Source organism: Pseudarthrobacter sp. NIBRBAC000502771 (assembly GCF_006517215.1).
GTDB classification, from domain to species: Bacteria; Actinomycetota; Actinomycetes; order Actinomycetales; family Micrococcaceae; genus Arthrobacter; species Arthrobacter niigatensis.
On record NZ_CP041187.1, the window covers coordinates 742,257 to 760,069 of the forward strand.

Annotated in this window: 17 protein-coding genes; 4 read left to right on the top strand and 13 right to left on the bottom strand. The window is 67.4% G+C overall.

The window, feature by feature from the left end; translation table 11 throughout:
* Positions 1-53: 53 nt before the first annotated feature.
* The 4 genes from NIBR502771_RS03525 to NIBR502771_RS03540 all read right to left on the bottom strand — a co-directional run bounded on the left by NIBR502771_RS03525 (position 54) and on the right by NIBR502771_RS03540 (position 5,713).
* Positions 54-1,058, bottom strand: a complete 1,005-nt coding sequence (locus tag NIBR502771_RS03525) for an ABC transporter ATP-binding protein (protein WP_141158502.1) — start codon at positions 1,056-1,058, stop codon at positions 54-56.
* Positions 1,055-3,145 carry a dipeptide/oligopeptide/nickel ABC transporter permease/ATP-binding protein gene (locus NIBR502771_RS03530; RefSeq protein WP_141158503.1) on the bottom strand — a complete coding sequence of 697 codons (2,091 nt, stop codon included), beginning with the start codon at positions 3,143-3,145 and terminating at the stop codon, positions 1,055-1,057. Before NIBR502771_RS03530 ends, NIBR502771_RS03525 begins: the two co-directional genes overlap by 4 nt.
* Positions 3,142-4,095 carry an ABC transporter permease gene (locus tag NIBR502771_RS03535; protein ID WP_141158504.1) on the bottom strand — a complete coding sequence of 318 codons (954 nt, stop codon included), beginning with the start codon at positions 4,093-4,095 and terminating at the stop codon, positions 3,142-3,144. Before NIBR502771_RS03535 ends, NIBR502771_RS03530 begins: the two co-directional genes overlap by 4 nt.
* 61 nt (positions 4,096-4,156) lie before the next feature.
* On the bottom strand, positions 4,157-5,713 hold the full coding sequence (locus tag NIBR502771_RS03540) for an ABC transporter substrate-binding protein (RefSeq protein ID WP_141158505.1): 1,557 nt from the start codon (positions 5,711-5,713) through the stop codon (positions 4,157-4,159).
* Positions 5,714-5,935: 222 nt separating this feature from the next.
* Here NIBR502771_RS03540 and NIBR502771_RS03545 point away from each other — a divergent pair, with 222 nt between their 5' ends.
* Complete coding sequence (locus tag NIBR502771_RS03545) at positions 5,936-7,195, top strand: glycoside hydrolase family 1 protein (RefSeq protein WP_141158506.1); 1,260 nt, start codon at positions 5,936-5,938, stop codon at positions 7,193-7,195.
* 54 nt (positions 7,196-7,249) lie between these two features.
* Here the strand turns inward: NIBR502771_RS03545 and NIBR502771_RS03550 are convergent, their stop codons facing one another.
* The 3 genes from NIBR502771_RS03550 to NIBR502771_RS03560 form a co-directional block, all read right to left on the bottom strand.
* Positions 7,250-8,080, bottom strand: a complete 831-nt coding sequence (locus NIBR502771_RS03550; RefSeq protein ID WP_141158507.1) for a nucleoside hydrolase — start codon at positions 8,078-8,080, stop codon at positions 7,250-7,252.
* Between the two features lie 75 nt (positions 8,081-8,155).
* Positions 8,156-8,593 carry a universal stress protein gene (locus tag NIBR502771_RS03555; protein WP_141158508.1) on the bottom strand — a complete coding sequence of 146 codons (438 nt, stop codon included), beginning with the start codon at positions 8,591-8,593 and terminating at the stop codon, positions 8,156-8,158.
* A 35-nt stretch (positions 8,594-8,628) separates the two neighbouring features.
* Positions 8,629-8,913 carry a hypothetical protein gene (locus tag NIBR502771_RS03560; protein WP_141158509.1) on the bottom strand — a complete coding sequence of 95 codons (285 nt, stop codon included), beginning with the start codon at positions 8,911-8,913 and terminating at the stop codon, positions 8,629-8,631.
* 243 nt (positions 8,914-9,156) lie between these two features.
* On the opposite strand from NIBR502771_RS03560, the gene NIBR502771_RS03565 reads away from it, so the two are divergent.
* Positions 9,157-9,462 (top strand): hypothetical protein, encoded by a 306-nt coding sequence (locus NIBR502771_RS03565; protein ID WP_141158510.1) that lies wholly within the window; start codon positions 9,157-9,159, stop codon positions 9,460-9,462.
* Here the strand turns inward: NIBR502771_RS03565 and NIBR502771_RS03570 are convergent.
* Positions 9,447-10,199 (bottom strand): ANTAR domain-containing response regulator, encoded by a 753-nt coding sequence (locus NIBR502771_RS03570; RefSeq protein ID WP_246839801.1) that lies wholly within the window; start codon positions 10,197-10,199, stop codon positions 9,447-9,449. The genes NIBR502771_RS03565 and NIBR502771_RS03570 overlap by 16 nt on opposite strands.
* Before the next feature lie 103 nt (positions 10,200-10,302).
* Here NIBR502771_RS03570 and NIBR502771_RS03575 point away from each other — a divergent pair, with 103 nt between their 5' ends.
* Complete coding sequence (locus NIBR502771_RS03575; RefSeq protein WP_141158512.1) at positions 10,303-11,859, top strand: carboxylesterase/lipase family protein; 1,557 nt, start codon at positions 10,303-10,305, stop codon at positions 11,857-11,859.
* On the opposite strand, the gene NIBR502771_RS03580 is transcribed toward NIBR502771_RS03575, so the two are convergent.
* From NIBR502771_RS03580 to NIBR502771_RS03600, 5 genes are all read right to left on the bottom strand, one after another.
* Positions 11,837-12,277, bottom strand: a complete 441-nt coding sequence (locus tag NIBR502771_RS03580; protein ID WP_141158513.1) for an SRPBCC family protein — start codon at positions 12,275-12,277, stop codon at positions 11,837-11,839. The two genes, NIBR502771_RS03575 and NIBR502771_RS03580, sit on opposite strands and share 23 nt — an antisense overlap.
* Before the next feature lie 81 nt (positions 12,278-12,358).
* A complete protein-coding gene (locus tag NIBR502771_RS03585; protein WP_305775681.1) occupies positions 12,359-12,850 on the bottom strand; it encodes an RpiB/LacA/LacB family sugar-phosphate isomerase in 492 nt (163 codons plus the stop codon).
* Positions 12,847-14,616 carry a dihydroxyacetone kinase family protein gene (locus tag NIBR502771_RS03590; RefSeq protein ID WP_141158515.1) on the bottom strand — a complete coding sequence of 590 codons (1,770 nt, stop codon included), beginning with the start codon at positions 14,614-14,616 and terminating at the stop codon, positions 12,847-12,849. Before NIBR502771_RS03590 ends, NIBR502771_RS03585 begins: the two co-directional genes overlap by 4 nt.
* A 35-nt stretch (positions 14,617-14,651) precedes the next feature.
* Positions 14,652-15,425 (bottom strand): SDR family NAD(P)-dependent oxidoreductase, encoded by a 774-nt coding sequence (locus tag NIBR502771_RS03595; protein ID WP_141158516.1) that lies wholly within the window; start codon positions 15,423-15,425, stop codon positions 14,652-14,654.
* A gap of 29 nt (positions 15,426-15,454) precedes the next feature.
* On the bottom strand, positions 15,455-16,279 hold the full coding sequence (locus NIBR502771_RS03600) for a sugar phosphate isomerase/epimerase (RefSeq protein WP_141158517.1): 825 nt from the start codon (positions 16,277-16,279) through the stop codon (positions 15,455-15,457).
* 186 nt (positions 16,280-16,465) lie between these two features.
* Here NIBR502771_RS03600 and NIBR502771_RS03605 point away from each other — a divergent pair, with 186 nt between their 5' ends.
* Complete coding sequence (locus NIBR502771_RS03605; RefSeq protein WP_141158518.1) at positions 16,466-17,803, top strand: MFS transporter; 1,338 nt, start codon at positions 16,466-16,468, stop codon at positions 17,801-17,803.
* Positions 17,804-17,813 lie beyond the last annotated feature (10 nt).

Sequence of the window (17,813 nt, forward strand, 5' to 3'; positions counted from 1 at the left end):
TTGAAGGCTGTCGTTGCAGCGATGGGGTGGCGTCCCCTTCGCTGACTGGAGGTTCAGGCGTAGTGGCAGGCGACGTCGGCCGTTCCCACCCGGCGCAGCGCCGGCCGTTCGGCGGCGCACAGGTCGGTGGCCAGCGGGCAGCGGAGCCGGAAGGGGCAGCCGCCGGGTGCGGGCACCGCAGCGGCCCCGGTACGGACGCCCAGTGATTCGCGGCCTTCGCGACGCGCCGCCTGCTCCGCCGGCCGCGGCACGGGGGAGGCCGCCACCAGCGCCTGCGTGAACGGGTGCCTGGGGTTCCCGGTGACGGCGGCGGCAGGACCGCTTTCCATCACCTGGCCGCGGTACAGCACCACCACGCGCTGGGCCAGGAATTGCACCACGGCGATGTCATGCGCGATGAACAGGTAGCTGAGGCCCCGCTCGTCGCGGAGGTCGGCCAGCAGGTTGAGTACCTGCGCCTGGGTGGAAAGGTCAAGGGCACTGACGGCTTCGTCGCAGACCACCAGCTGGGGATCGCAGATCAGGGCGCGGGCCACGGAGATGCGCTGGCGTTGGCCGCCGGAGAACTGGCTGGGGTACCGGTCCACGGCCTCCCGGGGCAGGCCCACACGTTCCAGCATGTCCCCGGCCTTTACCCGGGCCTCCGCAGCGGCGATGCCGCGCAGGCGCAGGGGTTCGGCCAGGGAGGTGCCGATGGTGTTCCGGGGGTTCAGGGAGGAGTTGGGGTCCTGGAAGACGGCCCGCAGTTCCCCGCCCAGGTCCCGGCGCTGGGCCGCGGTGGCGGAGGTGATGTCCCGGCCCTGGTAGTTGATGGTGCCGCCGGAAACTTTCTGCAGGCCAAGGATTGCCTTGCCGATGGTGGACTTGCCGGAGCCGGATTCCCCCACCAGGCCCACCGTTTCACCGGGGGCGATACTGAAGCTGACGCGGTCGACGGCGGCAGGTGCTGTGGCTGCCCGGCGGCCGCGGCCGTAGCGCACCACCAGGTCCTTCACTTCGAGCATGGGGACGGTGGTGGCCGGCGTTGGCCCTGGGCGCTCCGTGACTGCGGTGCTCATGCCATGTCCTTTTCGGTGAGTAGCGTCTGTTTGGAGGTGACCTCGAGCAGGCGGGAGGCCGGGACGTCCGTGGCCAGCCAGTCCATGCCTTCGACGGCGAGCTGCTCCGCTTTGACGCACCGCACCAGGCCCTCTGCTGCGCCGGAGGGCAGCAGGGGGACGGGTTCGAGGCAGGCGGAGCCGGCGAACTGGCAGCGGGCGGCGAACCGGCAGCCGGTGGGCCAGTCCTTGGGCTGGGGTACCTGCCCTTGAATCGTGGCAAGGCGTTCCGGCATGTCGTTTGCATGGTTGGCGTGCGGGTCCGCGGCCAGCAGGGCCAGCGTGTAGGGGTGCCGGGGGCTGTCCAGGATGGCTGCTGTCCTGCCGTTTTCCACCACCTGCCCGGCATACATCACGGCCACCTGGTCGCAGATGTCCGCCACCACGCCGAGGTCGTGGGTGACCATGACCACAGACATGCCGGTGTCCTTCACCAGTGCACGGAGCAGGGAAAGGATTTCGGCCTGGACCGTGACGTCCAGGGCAGTGGTGGGTTCGTCCGCCACCAGCAGCCGGGGCTGTCCGGAGAGGGCAAGGGCGATCGCCACGCGCTGCGCCATGCCGCCGCTGATCTGGTGCGGATAGGTCTTCAGGATCCGGGCAGCATCAACGATGCCCACTTTCTCCAGCAGGCTGAGCGCTTCCTTGCGGGCCTCGGCGTTGCCCATTCCGCGGAGCCGGCGGATGGTGGCGGTGAGCTGGTAGCCCACCGTGAACATCGGGTCCAGGGCGCGCATGGGTTCCTGGCTGATCAGGGCGATCTCGCGGCCGCGGACGGATTCCATGTCCTTGTCCGTGGTCGCGGCAAGGTTCCTGCCGTTCCAGAGGATTTGTCCGCCGGTGACGGAAACGCCGGAGGGCAGCAACCCGAGCAGGGACAGCGCGGTCATCGTCTTGCCGCAGCCGGACTCCCCCACCAGGCCCAGGACCGTGCCCTGTTCGACGTCGAAGGAGACGTCGGTGACGAGCCGGACGCCATTGTCGACGCCGACGGAGAGGTTGCGGACACTGAGCGTCCCCTTGGCCGTTTCCCGAACAAGGGCGCCGTCCTTCGCGGCAGGGACGGGGGCGGCGGCGATTGCGGCGACGGCCTTTCCGCGCTGCCTGCGTGCCGCGGCGGAGGGCAGGTGCGGTGCGGCGGCGTTGGGGGCCTTGCCCAGGGCGTTGCCGATGGCATTGGCCGACAGGACCGTGAGCGCCAGGACGGCACCGGTGGGGACCATCATCCACGGGGCGTCGTAGACGTGCTGGGAGGCGCCCTGGATCATGCCACCCCAGCTGGGCTGCGGGATGGGCGGCCCGAAGCCGATGAAAGCCAGGCCGGCCTGGATGAGCATGCCGACGGCGAAGATGAGTGCCGCCTGGACCACGATGGTGTTGGCCAGCCCGGGCAGGACGTGGCGGAGGCTGATGCGCAGCGGGCTGGCGCCGTCCACCTTGGCCGCGTCCACATAGAGCTGGGACTGCAGCGACTTGGCCTGGCCCAGGATCACCCGGTAGATACCGGCGGACATCAGGATGCCCAGGATGGCCATGACCACGGGGATGTTGGTTCCCACCGCGCCGATCACGGCCAGGATAATCACCGTGCCCGGCAGGGACATCATGACCTCGGTGACCCGGCTGATCACGCCTTCGGTCCGTTCACCGGCGCCGGCAGCAAGCATGGCCAGGATGGTGCCGAGCCCGACGCCGACAATCACCGTGAGCATGGACGTCCCCAGGGTGCCTGCCGCCGCGGCGAAGATGCGGCTGAGGATGTCACGGCCCAGTTCATCCGTTCCCAGCCAGTGCGCGCCGGTGGGGCCGGAGAGGACGGCAGTGAAGTCCTGGTCCTCGGTTTTGTACGGCAGCCACAGCGGCGCGGTCAGTGACGCGGCGACCATCGCCACGAGCCAGACGAGCCCGGCCACGGCGCCGGGCGAGGCGAACAGCCGGTGCCGGGAAAATTTGGCGATGGCGGCCTTGCCGGCATTGCGCACGGGAGCCGCTGCCGGCGTCGGGGTTTCCAGCTGGTCTGCGGGGACCGGAGCCATTGAAGGGATCATGAGGCACGCAACTTCGGGTCGAGGAACTTGGTGGCCAACTCCAGCACCAGGTTGACGGCGACCACCACCACGGTGGCGATGACCACCACGCCCTGCACGGCGGGGGCGTCATGGGTGCTGACCGAGGTCTGGACGGCCTGGCCCAGGCCGGGCATGGCGAACAGCTGCTCAGCGATGACGGAGCCGCCGAACAGGCCGATGAACTGCAGGGCGATGCCGGCCACGATGGGCAGGCTGGCGTAGCGCAGGGCGTGGACGTAGAGGATTTTCCAGGTGGGGGTGGCCGTGGCGCGCAGCGTGCGGATGTGTTCCTGCTGCAGGGCCTCGAGCATGGAGGCCCTGGTCTGCCGGGCGATGAAGGCCGCACCGCCCACTGCCAGGGTGATCACCGGCAGCGCCAGGGACAGCGCCCAGTCCTGCGGGGAGACCTCGAACGGGACGTAGCCGGTGGCGGGAAAGATGGAGGACTGGACGGCAAAAAGGTAGACGAAGAGGACACCCACCCAGAACGCGGGCAGTGCCACCAGGAGGCCGACGAAGCCGCCGATGGCTTGGTCCAGCACTCCCCCGCGGACGGCCGCGGTGACGCCAAGGGCGATGCCCAGGACGGCACTGAGGATGGTGGCACCGGCGGCAAGGGAGGCGGTGACAGGCAACCGGCTCGCCAGGTCCGCGCTGACGGAGCGGCCATCGATGAGCGAGATGCCCAGGTCGCCCTGGACCGCGGAACCGAGCCAGGTGAAGAACTGCGCGGGGAGCGGGTCGTTCCAGCCCAGCCGCTGGTTGACCTCGTCGATGGCCTCCTGGGAGGCTCCGGCGCCGAGGGACACGGCCCCAGGGCTGCCCGGCATCGCGTGCACCAGCAGGAATGCCAGCACCGCAACCACCAGCACGGTGGCCAGCGCCATCAGCAGGCGCTTGGTGATGAATAGTGCCATGGTGACCTCCATCGGTCAGGCCGTCCTGCCGGGTGCTCCCGTGGCGGAGAGCACCCGGCAGGACGTGCGGGTGTTAGCTGGCCGGGGTGTAGGACGAAAGGAGCGGGTAGGCGTTGGTGCCGGCGAACTTCACCGGAGCCACCTTCTTGGTGTTGTAGCCCTGGTTGGTGAGCGCCTCGTACAGCGGGATCATCCAGCCGGACTCCATCAGGCGGGTGTTCAGCTTCGTGGCGGCTGCCTTGGCGGCGGCGTCGTCCTTGGCGGCGGCCAGTTCGCCGGTGGCGGCGCTGAGCTGGTCATCGGTGGCCTTCTGGACGTTGGTGAAGCCGTTGAGGACCACGCCGTACATCACGCCGACGGGGTTGTCCCAGTTCAGCGGCGCGTAGCCCAGGGGTGTGGTGGCGACGGCGGCGAAGGCTTCATCCGTTGACGCGGCCATCTTCACGTTCATGGTGATGCCGACGGCGGCGAGGTCCTTCTGGACGGCCTGCAGGTCCGTTTGGGTCTGGGCGCTGGCGATGATGGTGAACTCGAAGCCGTTGGGGTAGCCGGCCTCGGCCAGCAGGCTCTTGGCCTTGTCCGGGTTGTACGCGAATTCGGTTTCAAGGTCCTTGGTGAAGCCCGCTGAATCCTTGGGGAGGGCGTTCCAGGCCGGGACATCGCCCTTGTGCAGGGCGTCCACCAGGGCCTGGCGGTTGATGGCGTACTGGATGGCCTGCCGGACCTTCTCCTGGGCGAACGCCGGGGCGGTCTTGCCGATCTTGTCGAAGGAGATCATGGTGTTGACGGTGCCGCCGATCTGGGTGACCCCGACGCCCTTCGACTTGGCGAAGTCAACCGTGTTCGAGGTCAGCATGGCCACGTCCGCCTGGCCGGACACGAGGGCGTTGGCCCGGGCCTGCGGGTCCTGGACCACGCTGAAGACCACCTTCTTGTAGGCGTACTTGGACGCGTCGGCGCTCTTGTCGTTCTTCACCATCACGTACTTGTTGCCCTTCACGGTGGAGGGGTCCAGGGTGTACGGGCCGGAACCGTCCGGGGTTGCCGACAGGCTGGCGGTGTCTGTGACACCGTTCTTGCCCACGATCATGCCGGTGGTGGAGGCCAGGTTCTTTTCAAATCCCGGCTGCGGCTTGGCGAACGTCAGGGATACCTGGGTGGGACTCACCACATCCACGGAGGTGATTTCCTGCGCACCACCCTTGGCGACGGCCGAGTACGCGCTCAGTGCGGGATCGGAGCGGCGGTCGAGGTTGGCCTTGACCAGTGCGGCGTCCAGCTTGGAACCGTCCGTGAACGTGACGTCGTCCTTGAGTGTCAGCGTCAGGACCGTGTTGTCCGCGTTGTAGCTGAACTCCTTGGCCAGGCCCGGCCCCGTGGAACCGTCCGGCTGCAGGGTCATGAGGCTGTCGTAGAGGCCTTCGAAGAACTGGCGCTGCGCTGCGGAGACGCGCAGCGGGTCGTAGCCGAAGGAGGCCGAGTCGCTGTCGATGGCCAGCGTGATGCTGCCGGTGTCGGCTTTGGCGGAGGCCTGGCTGGATCCGCCGCCACAGGCGGCCAGGGAGCCGATCAGCAGGGCACCCGTCAGGACGGCAGCGCTGCCGCGTGCGGTGGAGGTCATAAGTTTCATCTGGTGCGCCTTCGCATTCTTCTATGACGGTGACAAACGGAGGAAATTCGAGGGGCCGGGGCTGTCCGGCTCCCTTCAAGAATCCGTTGGGGCCTGCTGGACCAAACATGAGAATGTCATTGATTGAAAAAGTATTGTGGCGGCGGTCACGCGGTTGGACAGGATGGAGGCAGGCAGTGAGGCCTGGGACGCCGGCGTGCGTCCATGATGAGAGGAACCCCAATGACCAACCCGTTTCCGCAGGACTTCCTTTGGGGCGTGGCCACCGCAGGCCACCAGGTGGAAGGCAACAACGTCAACAGCGATGTCTGGTTCCTGGAACACCTTCCGGGCACCATTTTCGCGGAGCCGTCCGGGGATGCCGTGGACCACTACCACCGGTACCGGGAGGATATTGCCCTGATCGCCTTCCTCGGTTTTACCAGCTACCGGTTCTCCGTGGAATGGGCCCGGATCGAACCGGAGGAAGGGCATTTCTCGGTGGCTGCGCTGGACCACTACAAGCGGGTGCTCGAGGCCTGCCGGGAGCACGGGCTGACGCCCGTGGTCACGTTCCACCATTTCGCGTCACCGCTGTGGCTGCTCCGTTCGGGCGGCTGGGAGGGCGAACGCACGCCGGAGCTGTTCGCCCGCTATTGCGGCCGGGTCATGGCGCACCTGGGTGACCTGATCGGCGTCGCCTGCACCCTGAACGAGCCCAACCTCCCTTGGCTGCTGGAGTCATTCGGCATCGGCGGGGAAGCGCCGGAGAACCGCGGCAAGGTCCCCATGTGGGCGGCTGCCGCACAGCGCCTGGGCGTGGACGCCAGCACGGTTGCCCCGTTCCAGTTCTGCTCCACGGAGGCCGGCTTCAACGTTAAACTCGCGGCGCACAAGGCGGCCACCGAAGCAATCAAGGCACACCGCCCGGATCTGCGCGTGGGCTGGACCTTGGCCAACTCGGACATCCAGTCGGTCCCCGGCGGCGAAGAAATCGCGGCCCAGGTGCGCCGGGACGTCAACGAGCGGTTCCTGGAAGCCTCCCGCGGCGACGACTTCGTGGGCATCCAGACTTACGGCCGCACCGTGTACGGCCCGGACGGCCACGCTCCGGCTCCGGAAGGCGTGGCCGTCAACCAAATGGGCGAGGAAATCTATCCCCAAGCGCTGGAGGCCACCATCCGCGAGGCCTGGCGCGTTGCCGGCATCCCGGTGATGGTCACCGAGAACGGGTTGGCCACGGAGGATGACACGCAGCGGGTGGCGTACCTGCAGACGGCCGTCGACGGCGTTGCTTCCTGCCTTGCGGACGGCATCGACGTCCGCGGGTACATCGCCTGGACCGCGTTCGATAACTTCGAGTGGATCTTCGGCTACGGGCCCAAGTTCGGCCTGATCGCCGTCGACCGTTCCACCCAGGAACGGACTCCCAAGGAGAGCGCGCGCTGGCTGGGCAACTTCGCCCGGCAGCAGGCACCGGCGGGGGCACCGCAGCCCGCCTGACACCAGCGGATGGCCCGGACTGCCTGTGGCGGTCCGGGCCATCGTTTTAGCCTGCTACTGCTGCAGCCGCAGCTTTGCGAGGAAATCCGCCATGATCAGCCGCGTGTCCACGGAGGTGTAGGTCCGCCGCGAGGGATGGTTGCGTGTTTCCGTGAAGGTGGACGTGGCATCGTCGAGGCCGGTAACCACCAGGGGTGCGCTGTCACCCAGGCACCACAGCGGCCCGAATTTCACGAAGTCCGGCACGTGCAGGCTGTTGAAGAGCTCCCACAGCCAGGCGCCTGCCGCGCCCGAGTTCCTGAAGGCATGGTCAAGTTCGGCCACCGGGGCAACAACCTGCCGGTACGTCTCAGCCGGGAACTGCCACACGGACAGCTCCTGGTTCCCGAGCACGAAGTCTGCGGCGGCCGGGTCCGTGAAGTAGTTGTATTCCTCCCCATTCGCCGCGGCCCCGCCAACCCAGGCCAAGGTGAGGGAGGAGGCGACGGCGGGATCCAGCAGGAGCGCATCGGCCACGTTGGTGAGCGGGCCGGCGCAGACAAGGACCAGGGGCAGCACTCCGCCGGCTGCTGCGGTGGCAGCGATCGCCCGGGCAGCCGGGTTGTCCCGGGGTTGTCCGGTGAAGGGGCTGTCGGATCCCGGGTGGGCCACTGCCGGCTCCGGGCTCTTGAGGACGCGCAACAGTTCCCCGGCCAGGTTCGCGCCCTTCTGCGCCATGCCCGCCGGCGGCCCAAACATCGGGTTGGTCAGGGAACTTGTGACGCCGACGATCGCGTTGGCGGGCGACATGGCGTGGTGGGCCAGGGCCACCAGCCCGTCCGGGTCTCCCGCCCAGTCGTTGTCGATCAGCACGCGGCAGCGGGGCTCCACCCGAATCATGTCCATGCTGCAAGCCTTGCGGCAGCGCGGGACCCACAGAACGGCGTTTCCATTCACTGAAAGGCGAAGGTACCAAGGTGGTTATCCCGCGTCAGGCTCCCGGATTACCAGCACGGGGCAGTGCGCATGATGGATGGTCTGGTGCGACACTGAACCCAGCAGCATCCCCGTGAAGCCGCCGTGGCCGCGTGAACCTACCGCCACCAGGTCAGCATCCCGGGAGGCCTCGATGAGCGCCGACGCGGGATTGCCCTCCACGATGCGCCCCGTGACCGTCACGCCCTGGTTCTTGACGCGTTCAAGTTCTTCTTCGAGGATGGCCTGGGCGTCCTTCTGGAAGATGTCATAGTCCCATGCTGTGCCGAGGGCATCGCTGACATAGGGAAAGCTCCAGGCGGTCACGGCCTGTACCTCTCCCGTGCGCAGCCTGGACTCCTCAATTGCCCAGTCCATCGCTGCCCTGGACTGGTCCGACCCGTCAACGCCCACCACAATCCTGAAACTTCCGCTGTCCGCCACGGTCTCCCTTTTCCTGTCGCTTCTTCAGGGCAACGCTAGCGCTGCCCTCCCGACGTGCCTTCCGCCGGCACGGCCACCGTCGTATGCTCAGCATGCGCGGCCTGGTGCGGGTTGCCCGCTTCCTTCGCGCAATGGAGGCAGCAGTAGATGCCTGCCTGGCTTTCAACGGGATGGCCCAGGATCCGGCAGCCGCAATGCTCGCATGCCGGAGCCATCATGTGGATGGCACATTCGAAGCTGTCGAACGTGCCGGTCTGGTTTCCCATACTGACGGTGAACATGCGGCCCTCGCTGCTGCCGCAGACATCACATGCGCCCATGGTCCTTGCCTCCTGTTGTACTCGCGTGCTCCAGACACTCAAGTTGACTTCCGGGGCCGGTTCGCCGCCTAGGGGCGAAGGTCCCCCGGCGCTGGATGCGGCGACGGGAGCGCCGGGGCGAGTCCATGCGCAGGGGCGTGGCGCCACTCTCCCAGCGAAATATTTGCGGTTCATTCCCATCCATCCACGCCGCCGTTCCGAAGCACAGCTGCAGGAATCCATAACCAAGGCTAGGACGGGACGATGGATGCCGTTGACCAGCAGGCCCTCACCGATGCTGTCATCAAGGAGCACGGACTGGATCTGGCACAGCTGTGGCTGGAGTTCGTCGGCTTGGGCGGCGACGCCTCGGAACAGCTCATCCGCGACTACTGCGCCGGCCAATGCACCCTGTCACCGAAGGAGCGGGACGCCCTGGCACAGGCCGTCAACGAACACTGTGCCGCCCGGGGCCTGCTACTGCGCGTCCCGCTCAGCAGTTATGCCCTGTTCCTCCTCCAACCGGAGCCGCAGGATCCGGAGCGGAAGGGCCCCTACTCGTCGAAGTAGGTAAAGGTGTCCGTCACCCCGGCCACTGACGAGATCACCATGGCCGCCACATCGCGGAGTTTCATGTTGCGCGTGTTGGATGCTTCCCGAAGCAGTTTGAAGGCAGCATCCTGGGTGCAGCGGTTTTGAGCCATGATGGCCCCCGTAGCCAGGTCGATCACGGTGCGGGTCTGCATGGCGGCGGTCATGCCGTCCCTGGTCTCCTCCAGCCTGAGCATGCGGAGGCAGAGCGTCAGGCCCTTGGAGGCCCGCCGCACAAACGTCTCCGCAACATCCACGCGGTTGTCGCGGGGGTCGACGGGATGCGAGCAGTAGAACGTCAGCACGCCCTGCGCGTCCCCCTCTAGCTCCACGGGGATGCTCAGCACCGAAAGGAATCCCTGATCCTGCACTGCTTGGACATAGTCCGGCCACCGCTGTTCCAGCCGCAGGTCGGCCACCAGGACCATGGCGCTGGTCCGCATGGCCGTCAAACCCGGACCGTCGCCGTGCTTGAACTCCACCTGGTTCATCACCTTCGCGGCGGGGTTGCTGCAGGCCGTGGTCACGGGTTTCTTGGGCCGCAGTACCGTGATTTCGCACGAACACCCGGGATCGGTGCTGCCGAGGCGGCCCACGGCATAGGCCGCGAGATCCTGCAGGATCGCGCCGACCTCGGGGGTATGGAGGAACGACTCCTGAAGATGCAGGGCAACGTCAGCAAAATTTTCGGCACCAAAGACGTCGGCGTGGGGCACGCGTCTTACCTCCCGGACAGTTATGAAGAGCCACAGCATCGTGGCCGCCCACTGCCGAACGGTGATGCCAGCCTACCTGTGCGGACGCCGTAACCTGTCAACCATGACGCGTCTCTCCACCCCCGCCGGGTCCATCCTCGGCAGCTCCCTCGAAGCTGAAGGGACCACTATCCGCCGGTTCCTTGGCATCCCCTACGCTGCACCGCCGTCGGGGGCCAACCGCTTCCGCCCTCCGGTCCCGGCAGCCCCGTGGGCAGGCGTCCTGGACTGCACCGCCGCCGGCCCCGCAGCACCCCAAAACCTGGAGAACCCCGCCCCGCCGCTCAGCAGGCCGCGGAAATGGAGCGAAGACGGCTGCCTCAACCTGAACATCTGGGCCCCGCCGGAGGACGGGCCGGCAAGGCCGGTGATGGTGTGGATCCATGGCGGCGCGTTTCTGCTGGGCGCCAATAGCGACGCCATGTACGACGGCGCCCGGCTGGCCGCCGCGGCGGGCGTGGTGCTCGTGTCCATCAACTACCGCCTGGGCGCCCTGGGCTTCCTGCATCTGGCGGACCTGCTTGGCCCAGGGTACGAGGACTCGTCCAACGCCGCCCTGCTGGACCAGCTGGAAGCCTTGCGCTGGGTACGCCGGAATATCGGGGCATTCGGCGGCGACCCGGAAAACATCACTGTTTTTGGCGAGTCGGCAGGCGCCGCGGCCATCGGGACCCTGCTGGGCATGCCGTCGTCGGAAGGGCTCTTCCACCGCGCCATCATGCAGAGCGGCACCGCGGAACGGTACCGGCGGCCGGACGAATCCGCGCACATCAGCGCGCAATTCCTGGAACTGTGCGGCCTGGACAAACCATCCGCGAAGGAACTGCTGACCCTCCCCGCGGGGCGGCTGCTTGAGGCCCAGGCCGCCCTGGAAAAGCGGATCGCGGCGGAGACTTACGCCGTCCCGCTGCCCTTCCAGCCGACCGTGGGGACACCCTCACTGCCGGAGCCGCCGCTGGACGGTATCCGCCGCGGGCTCAACAGCGGGGTGGACCTGCTGGCCGGAACCAACCTCAACGAAGGCTCCTTCGCCGTCGAAATGCGCCCGGCTGCCCCGGAGGACCCAGGGTATCCTGACCGCGCCGCCGCCGTCCTCGCCGCCGCAGGGGTTCCGTCTGCCCAGGCACCGGGCTACACCGAAGCACTGGCCCGGGTACTGTCCCGGGAGCCCGGGGGCAAGGAAATCCTTGAAGCCGCCATCGCCGATTCCGTCTACCGCCAGCCCACCAACCGTCTTTTGGCAGCGCGCCAACCGGCCGCGCCAAACGGCGCGGCCGGGAGAAACTTCGCCTACCTGTTCACCTGGCGCAGCCCGGCCATGGGCGGAAAGCTGGGCGCCTGCCATGCCCTGGACATCCCGTTCGTTTTCCGGCACCTGGACGGGCCGGAGGCTGCGTTCCTTACCCGGGGCGCGGCGCCGCAGTCCCTCAGCAACACCATGAGCGGGGCCTGGGCAGCCTTTGCGCGCACTGGATCGCCGGACACGGCAGGGCTGGAGTGGCCGGAATTTGGGGACGCGCGCCGCACCATGATGCTGGACGACGGCGCCCGGGTTGAGGACGATCCGCGCAGTGGGATCCGGGGATTCTTTGCAGGCGTCAGGCCGCTGCCAGCGAATTAAGCGTGTCCCGGATCCCGTTCAACGCTGGATCACGCAGCGAATTGAAGGCAGGCTTCAGCAGCGGCTGGATGATCTTGGCCGGCCCATGGATGCTGAACTCGGCCGTGTACGTCACCACGGAGCCGCTCCCGTTGGGCCTGACATCGATGGAATCGAACGAGGTGACGGTCTTGTTCTCGCCGCGCAGTTTTATGTGGTTGTCCGTGAGCTCGATGACCTCGTAGACCAGCGTCTGGCGCTTTCCGCGGAACTCGGACTCAGCGTGGTATTTGTGGCCTACGGCAACGGGCCCCGGGGTGATTTTGTCCATCACGGGGGTGTTGGGATCCCACTTAGTGGTGTTTTCGAACTCACTCATGAAGGCAAAGGCCTTCTCCGCGGACAGGTTGGTTTCCACACTTCCGGTGACTGTGATCATCACCCCAGTGTAGGAGCACCGCGCAACGGGGCGGGCAGCCGTGTTGCCGAACAGCCGCCGCCCCGCGGGCCGGGACCCGGCTTAGCAGCCCTCGAAGTCGGTGAGGACCTTGACCTTGCCCGCCGAGGCCGACGACGGATCGAACGTGTACCCGATCCATTCCTTTGCCAGGCGGCGGGCGAGTTCGATGCCCACCACGCGCTGCCCCATGGTGAGGACCTGGCAGTCGTTGGACAGGATGGACCGCTCCACCGAGAACGAGTCGTGCGCGGCGGTGGCGCGGATGCCGTCCACCTTGTTGGCGGCGATGGCGACGCCGATTCCGGTACCGCAGAACAGGATGGCCCGGTCAGCGGCACCGTCCCTGATCATCTCGCCGGCCGCTATGCCCACGTACGGGTAAGGCTTGGAGAAATCGGCCGGGGCGTCGCTCCGGTTGACGCCGATGTCGATGACCTCGCTGACGCGCGGATCGTTCCGCAGGTCCGCGAGGACCTTGTCCTTGTAGTCCACGCCGGCTTCGTCCGCGCCGACAATGAGCCGCAGCCCCATGGTGTTTCCTTCCGTTGTCATGACTCAGCGGCCGTCGCCGCAACGGTGGCGGTGCTGCCTTCGGACCCGGTGGCACCGGTGAAGTGCGGCCCCATGACGGCGAAGACCATGGCCAGCGACGTGGCGCCGGGATCCGCCGTGCCCAGGCTCTTTTCCGCAAGGGGCCGGGCCCGGCCCTTGAGTGGCAGGAGGTCCGCGGTGGCTTCCGCGGCGATGGCCGCCTCGCGTGCCGCGTCCTCCCAGGCGCGGCCCGGTTCCACGCCGTAGCCCACCGCACAGCTGAACCTGGCAACAAACGGCAGCAGCGCGTCCACCATGGTCTTGTCCCCCGCTTCGGCTTTGCCCAGCTGGACAATCCGGTCCGCGAACGCCGTCACTGCTGCCGCAAGGGCACTGGGAGCGGGTGCGGAGGCATTGCCCACCGTTTCACCGAAAGCCCGCAGTCCAGCGCCCCACAGGACACCGGAGGTGCCGCCTGCCTTGTCCGCCCAGGCGTCCCCGGCGGCAGCCAGCACATCGCCGGCTCCGGCACCGTGGCCCAGTGCGGCGGACGCGGCTGCGGCGGCCGCGTCCACGCCGCGGACCATGCCCCGGCCATGGTCGCCGTCACCGGCAATCGCATCCATGCGGCCCAGCCGCTCTTCGGCGTCGTGCAGCGACGAACGGGCGGCGTCGATGGCCGCTACGCAGGCCGCGGCATACCCGCGGGAGGATGCGGTGGCAACGAACGCAGCAGCGGCCGATCCGCCGTCGGACGTTTCCTCGACCCCACGCGCCCCGGTCTCCCGGGCAGCGCTGCCCCGGCGGTAGGCCGGAGTCTCGGCAGGGGCAACCCACAGCGGTTCCAGTTCCTCATCAAGCCAGGTGACGGTCAGCGAGACGCCTGCCATGTCAAGGCTGGTGACCAGCTCCCCCACCTCGGGCATCACCAGCGTGTAGCCGGCGGCACGCAGCAGCGGTGCCACGGTCCCCCAGAGGACGAAGAGCTCCTCATGCTTGGTGGAGCCGAGGCCATTAAGGATGACGGCGATGCGGCTGGCGGCGTCCGGCGGGGTTTCGGAGAGTACGCGGGCCACCAGTTCGCGGCCCAGTTCCTTGGCCGAAGGCAGGTGGGTGTCGTGCAGGCCGGGTTCACCGTGGATGCCCAGGCCCAGGCCCATCTGCCCCGCCGGGAGCGTGAACAGCGGGGCGTCTGCGCCCGGGAAGGTGCAGCCGGCGAACGCGCTGCCGATGGTGCGGGTGCGTTCGTTGGCCTTGCGGCCCAGGCGGACCACCTCGGCCAGGTCCGCGCCATTCTCGGCGGCAGCGCCCATCACCTTGAAGACCGTGAAGTCACCGGCGATGCCGCGGCGCTTGGCGGATTCCGACGGCGGGGCGCTGGCGATGTCGTCAGTCACCAGGACGTTCTCCACGGCGATGCCCTCGGCGGCCAGGCGCTCGCTGGCCATGCCGAAGTTCATCACGTCGCCGGCGTAGTTGCCGTAGGTGAAGACGACACCGGCGCCGGACTCTGCGGCCTTGGCCACCGAGTAGGCCTGCTGGGCGGAGGGCGAGGTGAAGATGTTTCCCACCACCGCTCCATCCGCGAAGCCCGCGCCGATCACCCCGGCGAACGCCGGGTAGTGCCCGGAGCCACCGCCGGCCAGGACGGCAACCTTGGGCTTTGCCGGCCGGAAGCGGCGGACGGCACCGCCGGGAACCTGCCGGACCAGGTCCGAGTGGACGTCACAGAACCCGGCGAGGGCTTCTTCGGCGAAGTCGGAGGGGTCATTGAAGATCTTTGTCATGGAGGGAGCTTTCTGGCTGGCGCCGGGGCCGGCTGCTAGTGGATGTGGCTGCCGCCGTTGATGTCGATGGTGGTGCCGGTGAGGTAGGCCGAGTCCTCGGAGGAGAGGAAGGCGATCACGGCGGCCACTTCCTCGGTGGTGGCGTTGCGGCCCAGCGGGATGCCGGCGTTGATGGCTGCTTCCTGCTCCTCGGTGCTGCCCACGCGGATGTTGGTGTCCACGGCGCCGGGGGTGATGGCGTTGACGGTGACGCCGGTGGTGCCCAGCTCACGGGCCAGCGCCTTGGTGAAGCCCAGGATGGCTGCCTTTGCGGCGGAGTAGGGGACCTTGCCGAAGACGCCGCCGCCGCGCTGGGCGGACACGGAGGACATGTTCACGATCCGGCCCCAGCCGTTGCCGATCATGTCCGGCAGGAAGGCCTTGGTCACCAGGTAGGTGCCGGTGGCGTTGACATCCATGACCTTGTGCCACAGCTCCAGGGTGGTTTCCAGGAACGGGACGGGCGAGGTGATGCCGGCGATATTGGCCAAGGCGCCGACGGGCGCGAGGTTGCCCGCTGCCACTTCGGCGGCGACCGCGGCCTGGGCGGCAATCACGGAGGCTTCGTTGGCGACGTCGATCTCGTGGCCGAAGGCGGGGACGTTGAACTCGTTGCCGATTTCGGCTGCGACCTTGGCGGACTTCTCGCCGTCGAGGTCGAGGATGACGATGCCCCAGCCGTCACGGGCGTAGCGGCGGGCCGTGGTGATGCCGATGCCCCGGTCCGAGGTTGCTCCGGTGAGGACGGCGGTGCGCTGGATGGTGGTCATGGTGGTGCTCCTTGAATTGATTTTGGGGCTCAGATGAGGTCGGTGATGAAGCTTGCCGCTTTGGCGGCGGCGGCCGGGCGTTCGTCATGGGTGACGTCCCGGGTTTCCAGTTCAAGCGAGAAGTGGCCGGTGTAGCCGTCGGCGGCAAGGCGTTTCAGGCCGCCGGCGAAGTCGGCGTCACCGTTGCCGATGCTGAGGTTGATGTTCCCCGGCACGGCGTCGCGCAGGTGGACGTGGCTGATGCGGCCCTGGTGCCGGTCCAGGTAGGCCTGGATATCTTCGCCGGACGCCACAATGTGGCTGAAGTCCATGACGATTCCGACGCCGGAACCGGCGAGGCGGTCGGCCAGGAGTCCTGCGCGCTCCAGGTTCCAACAGAACCGAAGGAAGTGGAGGGACTCGGTCCAAAGTTCGACGCCGAACTCCGCGGCCCGCTGTCCGGCACCGGTGAGCTGGGCGGCCACGAGGTCCAGATCCTCTTCGACGCTCCGGACCGGGGTATGGTCCAGGGCGCCGCACGGCAGGACCAATGCCTTCGCCCCTATGTTGGCCGTCAGGGTCAGCAGGGCGTCGAGGTGGCGCTCCCGCGCAGCCCGGCCCTCGTCGTCGAGCACCTTGTTGAGGTCACCGACGTCGCCGTTCACGGAGCGGACCCGCAGGCCGGATGCGTTGACCTCGGCGGAGACAGTGTCCACCGCGGCCGCGTTGAGCCCGTAGGGCACGTGGTCGCAAACGCCGGGCAGGGCGCCCAGATCGATTTCTTCGAAGCCCAGTTCCTTCATGGTGCGCAAGGCCGTGCCAAGGTCCTGGTGCCGGAAGCTGATGGATGAGCACCCAAGTCTGGAGTGGAACATCATTGATCCTTTGGTTCGTGCCGGGCGGTAGTGATGGGGACCACAATACGTTCGTTAACTGTCAACAGTCAACTCTGAAAGTCGACTGTTGACAGTCATAATGATGTGGGTCACACTGGTGTCCATCAATTGTTAACAGTCGACAGCGGCGGACTTCCTCCAGCCGCTTTTCGAAAGGGAACCACCATGAGCAAAGATGCTCTGACCATGCGCGGGCCGGTCCACGGCACCAAGGACGCCCGGCGAGTTGCCATCGGATCCGGCGTGGGGGCCGTCATCGAGACGTATGACTTCATCGGCTTCGGCACCGCTGCCGCACTGTACTTCGGCACCGCGTTCTTCCCCGGCAGCGATCCCGTAACGGGGACCCTCGCCTCCTTTGCCACCCTGGGCGTCGGCTTCGCCGCCCGCCCGCTGGGCGGCATCATCGGCGGCCACCTCGGCGACAAGGTGGGCCGCAAGCCGGTCCTGGTCGCTTCCCTCATCCTGATGGGCCTGGCAACCTTCGCGATTGGCCTGCTCCCCACCTACGCCGCGGTGGGACTGCTGGCCCCGGCACTGCTGGTCTTCGTCCGCATCGTCCAGGGCCTGGCCTTCGGCGCGGAATGGGGCGGCGCCATCCTGATGAGCTACGAGCATGCCCCCTGGAAATCAAAGGGCAAGTTCACCGGAATCGTCCAGGCCGGCTTCCCCGTGGGCCTGCTGCTTGCCAACCTGACCTTCCTGGCGAGCACCAGCCTCGGAGGTGAGCTGGCATGGCGGATCCCGTTCCTGGCCAGCATCGTGCTGGTCGTCGTAGGCCTCATCATCCGGTCCAAGGTCCCGGAATCCCCGGTCTTCGATGAGGTGAAGGACAGCGGCACCATCGTGAAGGCACCGATCGTCGAGGTCATCAAGACTGACTGGCGCAACATCGTCAAGGGCATCGGCCTGCGCATCGCCGAGACTGCCGGCTACGCAGTATCCATCACCTACATGATTTCCTACCTCAACAGCCAGCACCTGGCGGACAAGACCCAGACCCTGGTCGCCCTCTGCATCGCGTCTGCCATCGGCATCTTCGCCACCCAGGCCTGGGCCGCACTGACGGACCGCATTGGCCGCCGCCCCCTTTATGTCTGGTCCACCGCTTTTGCCGCACTGTTCGCGATCCCGATGTTCCTGCTGGTTAACACCGGCCTGTTCATCGCCATCATCCTCACCATCGTGATCTCCTATGCGGTCTGCCAGAACTCCTTGGCCGGCGCCCAGGGTGCCTGGTTCCCGGAGCTCTTCCAGGCCAAGACCCGCGCCTCCGGTGCCAGCCTCGCGTACCAGATCTCGGCCATGGTTTCCGGCTTCACGCCGTTCATCACCACCTTGCTGTTCGTCAGCTTCGGCTGGATGGGCCCGGCACTGCTCTTCGGCGCGTACGCCCTGATCGGCCTTTGGGCCGCCGTCGCTACCCGGGAAACCTGGGGCAGGCGGGAACGCGAACTGGCTGACGAGGCCACCAAAAGCACCCCGAACACCGTCAACGCCTGAATGACCACCC

Coding starts and splice junctions, on each gene's coding strand:
- NIBR502771_RS03525 (WP_141158502.1), bottom strand. CDS start 1,058: ATGAGCACCGCAGTCACGGAGCGCCCAGGGCCAACGCCGGCCACCACC.
- NIBR502771_RS03530 (WP_141158503.1), bottom strand. CDS start 3,145: ATGATCCCTTCAATGGCTCCGGTCCCCGCAGACCAGCTGGAAACCCCG.
- NIBR502771_RS03535 (WP_141158504.1), bottom strand. CDS start 4,095: ATGGAGGTCACCATGGCACTATTCATCACCAAGCGCCTGCTGATGGCG.
- NIBR502771_RS03540 (WP_141158505.1), bottom strand. CDS start 5,713: ATGAAACTTATGACCTCCACCGCACGCGGCAGCGCTGCCGTCCTGACG.
- NIBR502771_RS03545 (WP_141158506.1), top strand. CDS start 5,936: ATGACCAACCCGTTTCCGCAGGACTTCCTTTGGGGCGTGGCCACCGCA.
- NIBR502771_RS03550 (WP_141158507.1), bottom strand. CDS start 8,080: ATGGACATGATTCGGGTGGAGCCCCGCTGCCGCGTGCTGATCGACAAC.
- NIBR502771_RS03560 (WP_141158509.1), bottom strand. CDS start 8,913: ATGGGCGCATGTGATGTCTGCGGCAGCAGCGAGGGCCGCATGTTCACC.
- NIBR502771_RS03565 (WP_141158510.1), top strand. CDS start 9,157: ATGGATGCCGTTGACCAGCAGGCCCTCACCGATGCTGTCATCAAGGAG.
- NIBR502771_RS03575 (WP_141158512.1), top strand. CDS start 10,303: ATGACGCGTCTCTCCACCCCCGCCGGGTCCATCCTCGGCAGCTCCCTC.
- NIBR502771_RS03580 (WP_141158513.1), bottom strand. CDS start 12,277: ATGATCACAGTCACCGGAAGTGTGGAAACCAACCTGTCCGCGGAGAAG.
- NIBR502771_RS03585 (WP_305775681.1), bottom strand. CDS start 12,850: ATGACAACGGAAGGAAACACCATGGGGCTGCGGCTCATTGTCGGCGCG.
- NIBR502771_RS03590 (WP_141158515.1), bottom strand. CDS start 14,616: ATGACAAAGATCTTCAATGACCCCTCCGACTTCGCCGAAGAAGCCCTC.
- NIBR502771_RS03595 (WP_141158516.1), bottom strand. CDS start 15,425: ATGACCACCATCCAGCGCACCGCCGTCCTCACCGGAGCAACCTCGGAC.
- NIBR502771_RS03600 (WP_141158517.1), bottom strand. CDS start 16,279: ATGTTCCACTCCAGACTTGGGTGCTCATCCATCAGCTTCCGGCACCAG.
- NIBR502771_RS03605 (WP_141158518.1), top strand. CDS start 16,466: ATGAGCAAAGATGCTCTGACCATGCGCGGGCCGGTCCACGGCACCAAG.